12 protein-coding genes are annotated in these 15658 nt (G+C 48.2%); 6 read left to right on the top strand and 6 right to left on the bottom strand.

Annotated features, from left to right (window positions below; all coding sequences use genetic code 11):
* Nucleotides 1-93: 93 nt before the first annotated feature.
* A complete protein-coding gene (locus tag IPP74_11105; GenBank protein ID MBL0319819.1) occupies nt 94-501 on the bottom strand; it encodes a hypothetical protein in 408 nt (135 codons plus the stop codon).
* Nucleotides 502-573: 72 nt separating this feature from the next.
* On the opposite strand from IPP74_11105, the gene IPP74_11100 reads away from it, so the two are divergent.
* The 4 genes from IPP74_11100 to terL all read left to right on the top strand — a co-directional run bounded on the left by IPP74_11100 (nt 574) and on the right by terL (nt 4943).
* The gene (locus IPP74_11100) at nt 574-858 is read left to right on the top strand and encodes a hypothetical protein (GenBank protein MBL0319818.1); all 285 of its coding nucleotides are present in this window, start codon (nt 574-576) and stop codon (nt 856-858) included.
* 34 nt (nt 859-892) lie between these two features.
* The gene (locus IPP74_11095) at nt 893-2368 is read left to right on the top strand and encodes a hypothetical protein (protein MBL0319817.1); all 1476 of its coding nucleotides are present in this window, start codon (nt 893-895) and stop codon (nt 2366-2368) included.
* A 59-nt stretch (nt 2369-2427) separates the two neighbouring features.
* Complete coding sequence (locus IPP74_11090; protein ID MBL0319816.1) at nt 2428-3144, top strand: 1-acyl-sn-glycerol-3-phosphate acyltransferase; 717 nt, start codon at nt 2428-2430, stop codon at nt 3142-3144.
* Nucleotides 3145-3518: 374 nt separating this feature from the next.
* The gene (terL, locus tag IPP74_11085; protein MBL0319815.1) at nt 3519-4943 is read left to right on the top strand and encodes a phage terminase large subunit; all 1425 of its coding nucleotides are present in this window, start codon (nt 3519-3521) and stop codon (nt 4941-4943) included.
* Nucleotides 4944-4967: 24 nt separating this feature from the next.
* On the opposite strand, the gene IPP74_11080 is transcribed toward terL, so the two are convergent.
* The gene (locus tag IPP74_11080) at nt 4968-6023 is read right to left on the bottom strand and encodes a hypothetical protein (protein ID MBL0319814.1); all 1056 of its coding nucleotides are present in this window, start codon (nt 6021-6023) and stop codon (nt 4968-4970) included.
* 185 nt (nt 6024-6208) lie between these two features.
* Here IPP74_11080 and IPP74_11075 point away from each other — a divergent pair, with 185 nt between their 5' ends.
* Entirely contained in the window at nt 6209-6919 is a 711-nt protein-coding gene (locus IPP74_11075; protein MBL0319813.1) for a TerC family protein, read from the top strand.
* A 4235-nt stretch (nt 6920-11154) separates the two neighbouring features.
* On the top strand, nt 11155-11652 hold the full coding sequence (locus IPP74_11070) for a TIR domain-containing protein (protein MBL0319812.1): 498 nt from the start codon (nt 11155-11157) through the stop codon (nt 11650-11652).
* Here IPP74_11070 and IPP74_11065 read toward each other — a convergent pair.
* The 4 genes from IPP74_11065 to IPP74_11050 are packed head-to-tail and all read right to left on the bottom strand — an operon-like array spanning nt 11649 to nt 15621.
* A complete protein-coding gene (locus tag IPP74_11065) occupies nt 11649-12239 on the bottom strand; it encodes a TIR domain-containing protein (protein MBL0319811.1) in 591 nt (196 codons plus the stop codon). The genes IPP74_11070 and IPP74_11065 overlap by 4 nt on opposite strands.
* Before the next feature lie 2 nt (nt 12240-12241).
* Nucleotides 12242-13666, bottom strand: coding sequence for an SIR2 family protein (locus IPP74_11060; GenBank protein ID MBL0319810.1), 1425 nt, complete (start codon nt 13664-13666; stop codon nt 12242-12244).
* 20 nt (nt 13667-13686) lie between these two features.
* Nucleotides 13687-14418 (bottom strand): GIY-YIG nuclease family protein, encoded by a 732-nt coding sequence (locus tag IPP74_11055; protein ID MBL0319809.1) that lies wholly within the window; start codon nt 14416-14418, stop codon nt 13687-13689.
* Between the two features lie 45 nt (nt 14419-14463).
* Nucleotides 14464-15621 (bottom strand): DNA cytosine methyltransferase, encoded by a 1158-nt coding sequence (locus IPP74_11050; protein MBL0319808.1) that lies wholly within the window; start codon nt 15619-15621, stop codon nt 14464-14466.
* Nucleotides 15622-15658 lie beyond the last annotated feature (37 nt).

Genomic DNA, 15658 nt, shown 5'->3' with positions numbered 1-15658 from the left:
CAATGCCTATTGCTAAGAAAAGTGATGATTTTATTCGTTTTATTTTATATGGTTTCTGGTTTTGTTGATGGGGTAATAAAAATCAAACGTCACTTAACGTGAAACAGCGCCACCTGCTTTCGTAACCAGAGGGGTATGAGGTGGTGGAGTTAACGTGGCCTGCGAGGGGGTGCTTTGCTTAAGTGAGGCGGTCATCTGTTCGGCGCTTTCGTGCGGAGTGGAAACAGGCTCTTTAGGGGATTCCTTGTGTTTAGAACCCGCGGCATGATAAATTTTCCGGCCACCATTCACTATATCCGTTAGGATAAAAAGGGGGGCAAGGATGAGCAGCTTTGCAAAACTTATCTCATTGACAGGAACGGGCTTTTTGGAGGGGTCTGCATCAACAACCCGGCCCACCGCATTTCCCAGGTTTAAATGTTTGGACTTAGAGGCTGCAAACTCCCAAAAACTTACGGCTCTCTGCCCTACGTTAAGTTCTTTTTTCTTTTCTTTGCCCATACACGTACTCCTAAAAATGAAAAGCCAGGATAGCATAAAGCCTTACTTAGTTCAACCACCGGAGGTAATACCATGCAACCGCATCCAGAAAAGCCACTTGAAAATAAAAACCTGACCATAGTAGAGGAATTACGCAACAGGCTCTATGATTTTATCGTGACCTCAGAGGATGACTCAGACAAAGCCTGGGCACAAAAACTCAGGGTCATCAACCAGCTCTGTAAAGTGATTGAACTTGAAACTAAATTAAGGGATAGAGATGGATCCAAAGATTTAGAAATCGTATCACCACTGGATTTAAACCAGGAAGATAAAAACATTATTGAACGATTTAAGGTTACACTCGCGCGGTGTTAACTTTTTACTAACCCCCTCTTGATTGAATAGAATAATGATGATGAGCCCCTACACGATCACTGCCTTAGAATCTGAAAACCAATTGCTGCAGCAGCTTTGGAGCCGCTGGTTTAGCGATATTCACAGCCAAAAGGCGTTTCATGCGCTACTGGAGTTTTTCCCAGTACAGGTCTTTGATGAAAATCAGTTAGTGCCAACATTTCATGATGTGCGCAGGGCGTTTGACCGCGAATTGATCCAGTATGCAGTTAAAGCAAATCCTCGGGCAGTGCCCCTATTGGCAAAGGCCGGATGCCAGTTTGAGGTGGCAAGTGAGGGGGAGATAGAATTACTTCGCCGTCATGGTGTTGTGATGGCCTCCGTCCTTTATACAAACCCATCGCGTTCGAGCCTGGAAAATAAACTAGCGATTAAGGCGGGCATTCGCCGTTTTGTCTGTCATGGCAGGGAAGGGTTAGAAAGTTTAAGGGAAGGGCTTGATCAGGCTATTAGCTATGCCAGGGAGCATCAGTTGGCAGAAGGTCATCCAGCGTATGTTGATCCTCATACCGAACTGGATATTCTAATACGGCTTGAAGTCGATAAGCACGGGGTGGTTTCAACGGGAGCTGGTATTTCCAATGTGCGTTTTGGTACCAATCCTGAGCATGCGGTAGAGTTAATGATTCAATGTGCCCAACCTGTAAGCGCCGGTGGCTTTGGGTTTAAACCTTATGGGGTAAGCTTCCATGTGGGAAGCGATGAACAAAATCCTGAAGTCTGGCGTATCCCGATTGAGCATGCTTTTTATGTCTTTGACGAATCCTATAAGCGTGCGGGTATTCTATTAAAGGAAGTGGACATTGGCGGTGGCTTGCCATTTCAACGTCGAGGAGTCAAAAAACATCGCGCATTTGCTTTAGCCATCAGGGGCTATTTTCAAGAGTATTTTGGCAAGGACTATGACAACAACATACTGGTTTCACTTGAGCCTGGACGGGCACTGGCATCGTCGGCTGGGGTTACATTTACCAAAATTATTGATATAAAAAAACGGCAGATCCATAAACAAGATGGAACGAAGGGGGATGTCCTGGTGGTCACCGAAAATGGCGGATGGGTCAATGCTGGCCTGGTTGCTTTTGGCTATAAAACCTACGCGTTTACCTTTGAAGACCAGCAAGGATTTTGTGATTGCCCAGGAAGTGAGATGGCTCTTGCCAAAACCTACGGCGAAACCTGCACAGACTTTGATAATTCAGGAGAACATACGCTGCATGCGTCGATAAAGCGGGGTGATAATCTGGTGTTTTTGGGAACCGGAGTGTATGCAAATGAATTCAAATCCCATCTATGCAGCCTGCAGCCGCCTCTAGTTATCTGGGTTAAGGAAGGGGAAGCCTTTCCCAGTTTTAGAGACTTTACAGCGCAGGTCAAGCAGCGTATGCACACATTAGAGCGTAGCCATGTTATGTTGCGCGAAGAGATTAACGAACTCTATTCCCTGTTTGATATGGCTACTAAAAATTAAGTAATCTATGTTAATGATGGTAGTAGTAAGGGATAATGGCACGGCCATAAACGGAAACTATGAAAACAAACTCGGCTGAAATTCACGCAGAAATACCCAAAGAACCAGGCGCTTCCCCGGCAAGGATCCATGAACTAAAAGGGTTTGAAAAAGTCTTAGAAAAATTCTTCAGTTTTTGCGCACGGATGATCGTCAAAGCTACCTATAAACTGGAATATATCGATTTTGATAAAATTCCCAAAGATGGACCGGCTATTTTAATTGCCAATCATATTACCTATATGGATGGTTTATTGATTCATGGCCAATTGCGGCGGCGGGTGCATTTTTTAATTGATGAATTTATTTATAAGCTTCCGCTGGTTAATTTCTTTATGCGCCTAGACCAGGCCATTCCTATTGCCCCTAACCGCGTCAGTGTGAGTATGGCGCTGGATATGATGACGGATGTTTTGGCCAAAGGAGATATACTCTGCCTGTTCCCCGAAGGGCAGCTTACCTATACGGGCCATTTAGGGCATTTTAAGCCAGGGATAGAATGGATTATCAAACGTTACCCGGTAAAAGTATACCCGGTGGTAATTGAAGGTATGTGGGGCAGCGTATTCAGCCGTAAGTACCGTAAATCCAAGTCGCGCTGGATTCCTCGCAGTTTTCGCCGCAAAGTAACAATTATGTGCGGCGATCCTGTAACACCTGATAATATTAAGGCCTATCATTTACAAACCATTATCAATGAAATGCGGCAGATGTTGCATGATAATGAAGGGCAATGATGCGGTTGAGAGGCGTTGTTTTTTAACAAAGAATGTGCCTCCACGGTTTAACCTTGTCTTGCGACAACTGCTTGAATAATGCGTTGAATGATATGGTATTGCGCGGGGCGCGCAATACGTGTTGTGCTGGTTCCCCGATTTTTAGAGGAGCGCTCGCCTATGGCTCACCACTCATCTAAAAACCGAGGATGACGCCCCACACTCCGTCATTTTCACTTTTTTTAAGCAGTATGGGCCGTAGCGAGTGCTGCTTAAAAAAGGTGAGAACCCAGCGCAATTCCATATCATTCAACGCATGAGCGTATGCCTTATCCAAATCTAAGGTTTAATAATAAAAACAACTTATTTATTTATACAATTTTAGGAGTGTTGGTATGTCAGGTCCCACGTTATCGCCGACCCGTTTACTGGAGGCTGTATTGCGCCAGGATTTGTCTTCCTTTATTGCCAAAAGCTTTCATACGCTTAATCCCGGTATAGAGTATCAACCGAATTGGCATATTGACCTGATCGCTGCTTATTTAGAAGCCGTGACACAAGGCGAGATTAAACGGTTAATTATCAATATGCCGCCACGTGCGTTAAAATCGGTTACGGTTACCGTATCGTGGCCAGCTTGGTTATTGGGACGAAATCCTGCCACACGTATTATTGCGGCCAGCTATAGCCAGGCGCTTAGCACCAAACATTCGGTTGATTGTCGTGCTTTAATACAAAGCCCGTGGTACCGCCAATTATTTCCAGATACCCAATTAAGCAAAACCCATAATCAAAAGCAAAAATTTATGACCAGCCAGCATGGATTTCGTTTTGCCACTTCCGTTGGAGGAACCGCTACGGGAGAGGGGGCCGATATCTTGATTATTGATGATCCCCTGAGCGCGGCACAGGCGCAAAGTGCTACGCGGCGGATGAGGGCGATTGAATGGTTTGAGCAAACCTTTATGAGCCGCTTAAATGACAAAAGCAAAGGGGCGGTGGTGATGGTGATGCAGCGTTTGCATCCTGATGATCTAACGGGTTATTTGCTGCAAAAACCCGAACATCCCTGGACGGTGCTATCACTTCCTGCCATATGTCCATACACCCACTCTATTCAGCAGGGGCGAGTGAGCCGCCTATGGCAGGAAGGCGAATTATTGCAAAGCACGCGTGAGAGCAAGGCAATCCTTGATCGGCTCTGTGCAGAAATGGGAAGTTATGTTTTTAGCGCCCAGTATTTGCAAAAGCCGTTAGTCAGTGAAGGCGGAATGGTCGATGCTAAATGGTTTGTCTACCGTAGCCAGGAACTGATAGATGCGCTGGAATTTGATGCCGTGGTGCAAAGTTGGGATACGGCTATTAAAGCTGTACAGGTTAATGATTATTCGGTCTGTATGACATGGGGAATCTGTGACTTGGGCCTTGTGTTATTGGATGTTGCGCGTTTTCAATTAGAGTATCCCGAATTAAAACGAACATGCTTATTATTGGCTGGAAAATGGAAGCCAGTTGCACTGTTGATTGAGGATACCGCAAGCGGCCAGTCATTGCTACAGGACATCAGGCGGGAAACACAACTTGCGTGCGTAGGCATCCGTCCAAAGGGCGATAAAATATCACGCCTGGCCGCCGTTACGCCTATCATTGAGGCTGGTAGGGTTGTGTTTCCCAAAAATGCACCATGGCTACATACCTTAGAGCAGGAACTATTAGCTTTCCCTCACGCAAAGCACGATGACCAGGTGGATGCACTAAGCCAATTTTTAACATGGTCAAAACAAAAATCCGCCAGAATACGCATTCGTTCCTGGGGATAATAAACCTAAGAATAACAGGCCATATTATCTCTCTTTCGGAAAATGTTGTGATTGAGATGCTATTATTTTTTCGGCATGCGTGCTTGAAGCTGGAGGTGTTTGAATGGGGGCTACGGTAGGCAATTTTTCGTTATCGATAGGTTGTTTATGAAGGGTATTAGGGTTGCCCACCACATTCATGCAAAGCTGTTTGGCCGTGTAATTGGTGATCGCTGCCCATAAAATTCGTGGAAATAAAGCCGGAGCAGAACGGCCAAATTCTTTGTACGAATTGCGGCTGAATGTTTGGCGAAGAATCTCAAGATAGGAAGGTGGTTTTTGTACCCCATCCAGAGGATGATCATGGAGCCTTGTTTTTGCATAGACAATATGAAACGTTAATAGGACTTCAAGTGGAGCCAGTACCGCTGCTTTTTGTAATGAAGAACCTAGCGTGGGTTGCGCAACATTGGCCCATTGGTCATATTTTTTATCCACCATAACGAACATGCCCCAAGGCAAAAAATACTGCGCAAACGTAAACGGAACCGAGCGCAAATGGGTTGACGCAAAATATTTCCATCCATGCTCTGCGGTTAGATTTCGGTAAAATGCGGCATCGTTATGGTGTTTCAGTGCATAAATGGCTTTGGCTTCAGGAATGCTATACAGTAACGTATCAAATAGACTTAAGGTGAGAATGAGTTTAATCGGTTCGTCTGTGCCAATAAAACCAAATGCAGGACCTCTATAACTTTTTCTAGCTAATTTTTGTGCATTATGCTTCCAGCCCTTCATGGTTCCTGCTAATCCGCCCTCGTGAATAAGATGATTGAATGATGATACGGGCCCTAGTCCTTTGTTTATCGCTGTTGTGAATATATTTTGGAACACCGTATAAACAGGGGCTGATGCTATTTGTACACCGGCCATCACGCCCGTTGATGCTAACAAGCGTCCAGAGGGCGATGTTTTAACGGAATCTATTAAATCGCTATAGTTGACAAGCCCTCTACCCAAGGCAGGATTGGAGCTGTTTGCAGAAAAAGTGGGCTCAACGTTTGGAGCCGGATTAGGATTTTTATTATCAGAATGTGGCATAGATACTCCTAAGAATTTTCTGCACTATATAAAATTATATTCGAATGTCAAAAAATTTAATTATTTCTGTCAAATTTTATGTTTATTTATTAAAATTAATTAATGCGAAAGGGATTGCTCCTTAAGGGTTGACGTTGGTGGGCAAGCTAGGCTAATTTAGTAACATATTTTTTTACAGGTAACGTATGCAATGGATTTTTGACTATCAAATATGGGCTGGTTTAATAACGCTGACCGGGCTTGAGATTGTGCTTGGGGTGGATAATGTTATTTTCATCGCCTTGATTGTGTCGAGCCTTCCTCCCAAAATGGGGGCTAAGGCGCGCACGCTTGGTTTAATACTGGCGATGGTTATCCGCATTCTTTTCCTGCTTTGTTTGGCATGGGTGATTGGATTGACCAAACCGTTGGTTAATGTATGGGGATTGATGTTGTCGGGTAAGGATCTACTGATGTTGCTGGGTGGATTATTCCTGATTATCAAGGCAACGGGCAGTATCCACGAGGAAATAACCCATGACCGGCAAAAAGAATTTAAGAATCTTCGCCAGGGGTTTGCCGCCGCTATTGCCCAGATTGTCCTGATCGACTTTATTTTTTCGTTTGATTCGGTGATTACGGCTGTAGGGCTTACCCCCAATATTCCAGTGATTATAGCGGCGATGGTTATTGCCATGCTGGTGATGATTTTTTCATCTGGGATGGTGTCGGGGTTCATCAACCGCTATCCTACCCTTAAAATTCTGGCCCTTGCTTTTATTTTAATCATTGGGTTGTTTTTAGTGGTTGAAAGTTTTGGCATCCATGTTCCGCGCGGGTATATTTACTTTGCGATGTTATTTTCGCTGGCGGTAGAAATGTTGAATATTAAATCATCGAAAAAGGTGAGGGGATAGGGACGCATTTCTGTAGGGTTTGTGGCGGTTTTGTAGGGAGCGGATAACGCCCCACACGCCGTGTGAAACAGGCACCGATGAGGCTGCTTAGTAAGGGTGAGAAAGCCGCCCCCAGCCTCCGTCATCTTCAGCCCATGTAGCGTAAGCGTAATGGGCTGGAGATCCAGCGCAACACTATTTTGCGACTAGCAAAATTCCATACTACTGTGAAACAGGCACCGAAGCGAATGAATTGCGCTGGTCGCGCAATCAGTATTGTGCTGGATTCCCACCCTTTTTAAGCAGCACTCGCCTGCGGCTCATACTGCTTAAAAAGGATGAGAATGACGTCCCGCGCCACCGTTCGTGTGAAACAGGCACCGATGAGGCTGCTTAGAAAGGGTAAGAAAGCCGTCCTACGCCACCCTCCGTGTGAAACAGGCACCGATGAGGCTGCTTAGAAAGGGTAAGAAAGCCGCCCCCAGCCTCCGTCATCTTCAGCCCATGTAGCGTAAGCGTAATGGGCTGGAGATCCAGCGCAACACTATTTTGCGACTAGCAAAATTCCATACTACTGTGATTCAGGCACCGAAGCGAATGAATTGCGCTGGTCGCGCAATCAGTATTGCGCTGGATTCCCACCCTTTTTAAGCAGCACTCGCCTGCGGCTCATACTGCTTAAAAAGGGTGAGAATGACGTCCCGCGCCACAGTTCGTGTGAAACAGGCACCGATGAGGCTGCTTAGTAAGGGTAAGAAAGCCGCCCCCAGCCTCCGTCATCTTCAGCCCATGTAGCGTAAGCGTAATGGGCTGGAGATCCAGCGCAACACTATTTTGCGACTAGCAAAATTCCATACTACTGTGATTCAGGCACCGAAGCGAATGAATTGCGCTGGTCGCGCAATCAGTATTGTGCTGGATTCCCACCCTTTTTAAGCAGCACTCGCCTGCGGCTCATACTGCTTAAAAAGGATGAGAATGACGTCCTGCGCCACCGTTCGTGTGAAACAGGCACCGATGAGGCTGCTTAGTAAGGGTAAGAAAGCCGCCCCAGCCTCCGTCATCTTCAGCCCATGTAGCGTAAGCGTAATGGGCTGGAGATCCAGCGCAACACTATTTTGCGACTAGCAAAATTCCATACTACTGTGATTCAGGCACCGAAGTGAATGAATTGCGCTGGTCGCGCAATCAGTATTGTGCTGGATTCCCACCCTTTTTAAGCAGCACTCGCCTGCGGCTCATACTGCTTAAAAAGGGTGAGAATGACGTCCTACGCCACCGTTCGTGTGAAACAGGCACCGATGAGGCTGCTTAGTAAGGGTAAGAAAGCCGCCCCAGCCTCCGTCATCTTCAGCCCATGTAGCGTAAGCGTAATGGGCTGGAGATCCAGCGCAACACTATTTTGCGACTAGCAAAATTCCATACTACTGTGAAACAGGCACCGAAGCGAATGAATTGCGCTGGTCGCGCAATCAGTGTTGCGCTGGATTCCCACCCTTTTTAAGCAGCACTCGCCTGCGGCTCATACTGCTTAAAAGGATGAGAATGACGTCCTGCGCCACCGTTCGTGTGAAACAGGCACCGATGAGGCTGCTTAGTAAGGGTAAGAAAGCCGCCCCCAGCCTCCGTCATCTTCAGCCCATGTAGCGTAAGCGTAATGGGCTGAGATCCAGCGCAACACTATTTTGCGACTAGCAAAATTCCATACTACTGTGATTCAGGCACCGAAGTGAATGAATTGCGCTGGTCGCGCAATCAGTATTGTGCTGGATTCCCACCCTTTTTAAGCAGCACTCGCCTGCGGCTCATACTGCTAAAAAGGGTGAGAATGACGTCCCGCGCCACCGTTCGTGTGAAACAGGCACCGATGAGGCTGCTTAGTAAGGGTAAGAAAGCCGCCCCCAGCCTCCGTCATCTTCAGCCTATGTAGCGTAAGCGTAATGGGCTGGAGATCCAGCGCAACACTATTTTGCGACTAGCAAAATTCCATACTACTGTGAAACAGGCACCGAAGCGAATGAATTGCGCTGGTCGCGCAATCAGTATTGTGCTGGATTCCCACCCTTTTTAAGCAGCACTCGCCTGCGGCTCATACTGCTTAAAAAGGGTGAGAATGACGTCCTACGCCACCCTTCGTGTGAAACAGGCACCGATGAGGCTGCTTAGTAAGGGTAAGAAAGCCGCCCCAGCCTCCGTCATCTTCAGCCCATGTAGCGTAAGCGTAATGGGCTGGAGATCCAGCGCAACACTATTTTGCGACTAGCAAAATTCCATACTACTGTGAAACAGGCACCGAAGCGAATGAATTGCGCTGGTCGCGCAATCAGTATTGTGCTGGATTCCCACCCTTTTTAAGCAGCACTCGCCTGCGGCTCATACTGCTTAAAAAGGGTGAGAATGACGTCCTACGCCACCGTTCGTGTGAAACAGGCACCGATGAGGCTGCTTAGTAAGGGTGAGAAAGACGCCCCCAGCCTCCGTCATCTTCAGCCTATGTAGCGTAAGCGTAATGGGCTGGAGATCCAGCGCAACACTATTTTGCGACTAGCAAAATTCCATACTACTGTGAAACAGGCACCGAAGCGAATGAATTGCGCTGGTCGCGCAATCAGTATTGTGCTGGATTCCCCACCCTTTTTAAGCAGCACTCGCCTGCGGCTCATACTGCTTAAAAAGGGTGAGAATGACGTCCTACGCCACCCTTCGTGTGAAACAGGCACCGATGAGGCTGCTTAGTAAGGGTAAGAAAGCCGCCCCCAGCCTCCGTCATCTTCAGCCCATGTAGCGTAAGCGTAATGGGCTGGAGATCCAGCGCAACACTATTTTGCGACTAGCAAAATTCCATACTACTGTGAAACAGGCACCGAAGCGAATGAATTGCGCTGGTCGCGCAATCAGTATTGTGCTGGATTCCCACCCTTTTTAAGCAGCACTCGCCTGCGGCTCATACTGCTTAAAAAGGGTGAGAATGACGTCCTACGCCACCGTTCGTGTGAAACAGGCACCGATGAGGCTGCTTAGTAAGGGTAAGAAAGACGCCCCCAGCCTCCGTCATCTTCAGCCCATGTAGCGTAAGCGTAATGGGCTGGAGATCCAGCGCAACACTATTTTGCGACTAGCAAAATTCCATACTACTGTGAAACAGGCACCGAAGCGAATGAATTGCGCTGGTCGCGCAATCAGTGTTGCGCTGGATTCCCACCCTTTTTAAGCAGCACTCGCCTGCGGCTCATACTGCTTAAAAAGGGTGAGAATGACGTCCTGCGCCACCGTTCGTGTGAAACAGGCACCGATGAGGCTGCTTAGTAAGGGTAAGAAAGCCGCCCCCAGCCTCCGTCATCTTCAGCCCATGTAGCGTAAGCGTAATGGGCTGGAGATCCAGCGCAACACTATTTTGCGACTAGCAAAATTCCATACTACTGTGATTCAGGCACGGAAGCGAGCGAATGAATTGCGCTGGTCGCGCAATCAGTGTTGTGCTGGATTCCCACCCTTTTTAAGCAGCACTCGCCTGCGGCTCATACTGCTTAAAAAGGGTGAGAATGACGTCCTGCGCCACCGTTCGTGTGAAACAGGCACCGATGAGGCTGCTTAGTAAGGGTAAGAAAGCCGCCCCCAGCCTCCGTCATCTTCAGCCCATGTAGCGTAAGCGTAATGGGCTGGAGATCCAGCGCAACACTATTTTGCGACTAGCAAAATTCCATACTACTGTGATTCAGGCACCGAAGCGAATGAATTGCGCTGGTCGCGCAATCAGTATTGTGCTGGATTCCACCTTTTTAAGCAGCACTCGCCTGCGGCTCATACTGCTTAAAAAGGGTGAGAATGACGTCCTACGCCAAACTTCGTGTGAAACAGGCACCGATGAGGCTGCTTAAAAAGGGCAAGAATGACGGTGCTTTTTTCGTATGGGGGGCTGCGCCACCCGAAGCTCGTAAGAGTGTAGGGTGGTGCCGAAGAGAGGAATCGAACCTCCGACCTACGGGTTACGAAAGCCATTTAAGTTATTGATTTACAATAACAATAAATGCCAAACAATACCAAAATCAGCGGGTTTCAGCCCTTAGCAGCACGATGCCAATCTACGCACATTTCCAAACATTTCCAAGCCTGTTGTTGATATGGCGCTGACATGACCGCGTGTGCATCTGTTCTGTGCTGATATGGAACACGGCTAAATGCAATTTGCCAAATGAAATCTTTGCGACTAATTTATCTGTAAATGTATAAAACAATATAGCATTCTGAGGTAGTTTATGGGTCGCAAGGTTTTTTTTAGTTTTCACTATAAGCCCGATAACTGGCGCGCATCGCAAGTTAGAAATATGGGCGTTGTAGAGGGCAACCAAGCCGTCTCCGATAACGATTGGGAAAGCGTAACCAAAGGCGGTGACTCTGCAATCGAGACATGGATTGATGAGCAAATGAAAGGCAAGTCCTGCATTGTCGTTTTAATCGGCAATGACACTGCAGGTCGGAAATGGATAAAACACGAAATCAAGAAAGCATGGGATGCAAAAAAAGGAGTCGTTGGTATTTACGTGCACAATCTAAAAGATAAAGACAGTGCGCAATCCACTAAAGGCTCCAACCCGTTTGACAGTGTCATAATCGATGGGAAAAAACTTTCCGATACGGTGAAGGCCTACGATCCGCCATACTCCATCAGTACAAATGTGTACGATGACATCAAGACCAACATTGATGCATGGGTAGAAAAAGCAGTCGAGATTAGAGACAACTACAAGGCTTAACGGCCAGCTTGTCGGGCAGCGGCTTCCACCCACTTCCCAAAGTTATTATAGCCATCGTTGTCGACCCAATCGTAGATGCTGAAGAGACTGCTCAGTACAGGTTTGTCTGTACCCTGAAGATAAGGTGCCGCCGCCGTTGTGATGAGTGATTGATACGGCGCATCCTGCCAACCATCTTTATATTGAATCATGGGCCGCAATTTTCCGTCTTTAGTGCCATACCCCAAAAAGGAGAAGGGACTGCCCCCAGCACTGTCTGCACCAGTTTTTGGATCTTTGATCTGGTGGATGCGGATGCCAAATACACCCATGCCTAATTCCACAGCTTTCAATATCTCATAATCCACCCAGCGGCGGGTATAGGTTTCCTGACCGATGAGTACGCAAAGCACGCTGGAGCCGACAAGGCCGTTATCGATCAATCGCCGCACTGCTTGATCACCCTCTTTCTTGGCTTTCTCTTCCAGCGATCCGTCAAAGAAACCGGCAGTGGTATAGCTGCCTTTGGTGATGTGATGATTTTTGATCACCTGCACACGCATGACGTCGCGTTGATAATGAAAGCTGAAGAATACGCTACGCGGCATCGCTATTCCTTTTTCAAAATATCCAGCAGCGTGATCACCGCCTTAATGTGATTGCCCTTGAGGTCGCTCAATTCTGCAAAGGCCGCTTTGAAAGCGTCTGTCGCGCCGGGATAAAAAGCATTTATGTTTCCGTTGATCTCCTCCCAAAGCTCGTGCGCCATGTAGCCTGTGGCTCCAATGGGAATGAGCTTTAATCCTTGCGCCTTGGCGATTTCGAACTCGGAGTGCATGCCATTAGAGAGGACGATCTTGCCATCCTTATCGACTTTATTTCCAAACAGGAAGATGGCGACACCAGCGTACCCGATCATGTCCTTGCGGTAGGCTTCCCAAGTCTCTTGACCTTTTTCGCCCTGCGGGAATGGGCGAAGCAGCAGCTGGTCATGCAGCTTCTGGCGGTTGTTTTCGTAAATGTGTTGTAGAACACCAGTAATGACATGGCTGCCAACGCCCAGCCCGAAGCCGGAAACGATCTTGTAGTCCTTCAGGATAATCTCGCGGCTGAGATTACGGATGAATTCTTCAGCTGATGCGGCAGTATGGTCGCCATATTCATGGGCAGCACCAGATATAAAAATGGTGCGCTGACGGAAACGATCTTCGATACGCCGCAGGATTGCAGTCAAATCCTCGTACCGCTCGATTTGCAGTGTTTGTACGCCGAAGCGCTTTAGATCATTGATCTGCAAGTTCAACTTTAGTGTAGCGTACTGAAAAGTAGTATCGTCAGGATATTCGTCGCGCAGCGGACGCTTCAGAATGCAGTAATGCTGACGCGGCTTATCTTGTAGGCTGAGGCGCACACGGCTAAGAATGTAGTCGAGGTTGGGGTCGGTGAAGCTGAAGCCAAGAAACAGAAAGGTTTTAGAAACCAGATCGCCGCGCAATGCGGTGGCGAACGGCTCACGCGTTGAACTATAGCGCTCGTAGTCATCCTTGGTTAGTACCGCATCGTCTGGATGGTCGATATCACCATGCATCTTATAGACCAATGCATCGCGCTTAGGCTTGGTGTTTTTAAGCTGATCAACGGTGTATTTGACATCGGGAATCTTACCAACACTGGTGAGCGTGTCTTCAATCAGCTTATCGTAGTTTGTTGTCCAATAGGTCTTGATCGGCAACCGTGCAAGAATGCGATGATTATCGCTCGCTACATGACCGCGCGAGAATTGCTCTATCAATTCCTGATTAAGATCAGAGCGGCTCTGTTTTTCATTCAAATGGTACTGAGCGATGGAAATTAAATCCGTTTCGGCATCGATATTCAGACCCAGTGCGTGTGCGATAGGTGTAAGCAAACCCTTCCAGCTAACAAAACCCGCAGAAATAGAGAGGCCCGCACCCGCAAAAATGGCGGCGTTTTCCTCCTCCAGCTCTTTCACGAATTTGTTTATGAAAATGTCGATGTCGCGTGCTGCATTCATTAAGTTAACTCCTGCAGGGCTTAATCATCATCTTTGGTGGCATCTTCCGCGATGGCTTGCGCCTCGAACGGCTTATAACGCTCTTTGGCAAGCCACAGGAGCCGTTCGGCTTGAACCAGCAACGTGCGGCGCAAGCCGGGCTGGACGTCGCCGCGTTCACAGATCACCTGCGACAGGCGGGCAATGGTGGCAGCGCGGCGCGCAAGGCGTACATCAGGATGCCCACGAATTTCCCGCACCTCATCACTGATGATCACACCCTTAAAAGGCTTGGGCGGTTTGATTGCTTTGCCGAAAAGTGGAATTTTCTCATTCAACACAGCGCTGAATTTTGATTCTTTCATCAGCTGATTGAACACGGCAGCTTCGAGCGCATTAAGGTGCGCTTTCACCTCCGCATCACTGCCCGAACGCGCTTCGAATTCTGGCAACGGCCATACTGCCACGGCATAAACCTCGTAAGGATCAAGCACATTCATTGCCACCGCATCGGTGCGCTGGTTGGTGAGATGCCTGCCGATGCGACCAGAAAGTTTCTCGCGGGTCTGGCCGACATAAATTGGCTCATCATCATAATCGTAAAACGCATACACGCCGAACTTATAGCCGCCCAAACGTTTGACGCTGGGCGCGCGCGGATCACTCACCGTCTGGTCGAGGAATGCCTTTAAGCCTTTGCGCAGAGCATTGGTGTCGAAAGGCATTTCGACAGTATCGATGGCGGAGGATGGCGAACGTGAGTTTGATGACATAATCGGCAGAGATTAACCGATTTATTTTCAGTCCGCTACAACGGATTATGCAGTTGCTAAAACTGAGGAATTCTTGGCTTCCGATGCGTCAATCCGCGCCAATACCGGCTCAAATACTGTCTTTGCGAGGAAACGCACGACCGGTACTGCTACACCATCGCCGCAGAGCTGGTACGCATCATTATATTTTTGCGGCAATTTATAGTGATCCGGCAGTCCCATGAGGCGTGCGGCCTCACGCGGCGCAAGCAACCGTGAGCGAACTTCCTGACCTTCCACGATCATGACGGTTTGGCGGCTGCTGCCGCCAGTGGCAGTACGCAGACATCCGGCGATGCCATCGAACCGCACCTCCGCGCGTTGTTCACCGTTGCGAACGCGTTTGTACAACGTGCCGATGGATCGTTTGCCAGTGGCCTGTTGTTCGCGGAGTTTGCGACGGTTTTCTTCTGACATCATGCTAATCAGCCGGTTGGTCTGCTCGGCGGTATGCCACTCTACGCCCTCAGCCTGATCGGTGATGATATCTTCAAGCGTCAGTCGTTTTGCGGAAGGCTTTGGCATTTCGAGCCAGAACCATTTGTCCCGCGCGCGCTTAGTGAGATGTTCATAGGCACGCAGCATAGATTCTGGATGCCAGTAAGGATTTGGGGATTTTGAAACGATGGTACCGAGATGACGCTTATCAAGCCGGATACCGACCACAAAAAGACGCTCACGGCTCTGTGGCAAGAAATCTGAAGCATCGATCACTGCCGATCCGATCCAATAACCAGCTTTTGCCAGCGCCTCACAAATAGCTGCGAAATCGGTGCCTGCATTGGAGGTTAGCAACCCACGCACATTTTCCACGCATACGATATCGAACGGTTTTCCAGCATTGGCCATGCCTTCGACTATACGCATCCATGCCCAAAACATGCCACTGCGCTCACCAGCAAGTCCGGCATATCCGCCTGCCAGCGACGTATCCTGACAAGGAAAACTTGCCCAAGCAAGGCGCGCAGGCTTTGCACCAAGTACATTCACATTGGCGATATCGCCTTCATACAGATGATCGTCACCGAAGTTTTCCCGGTATGCGCGGCATTTCTTAACATCAATGTCGCAGCCGCGAACGCATTGCCACGCATCGCCCAAGCCGAGCCGAGCCATGCCCGATCCGCTGAAATCCTCGTGGAATGTGTATTTACTTTTAGCCATGCGCGAAGATTACCATCTGTCTGTTAAAAAGTCAGCA

This window comes from Alphaproteobacteria bacterium (assembly GCA_016722515.1).
Taxonomy (GTDB): Bacteria; Pseudomonadota; Alphaproteobacteria; order Rickettsiales; family JADKJE01; genus JADKJE01.
This window is presented reverse-complemented; position numbering and strand designations above follow the sequence as displayed.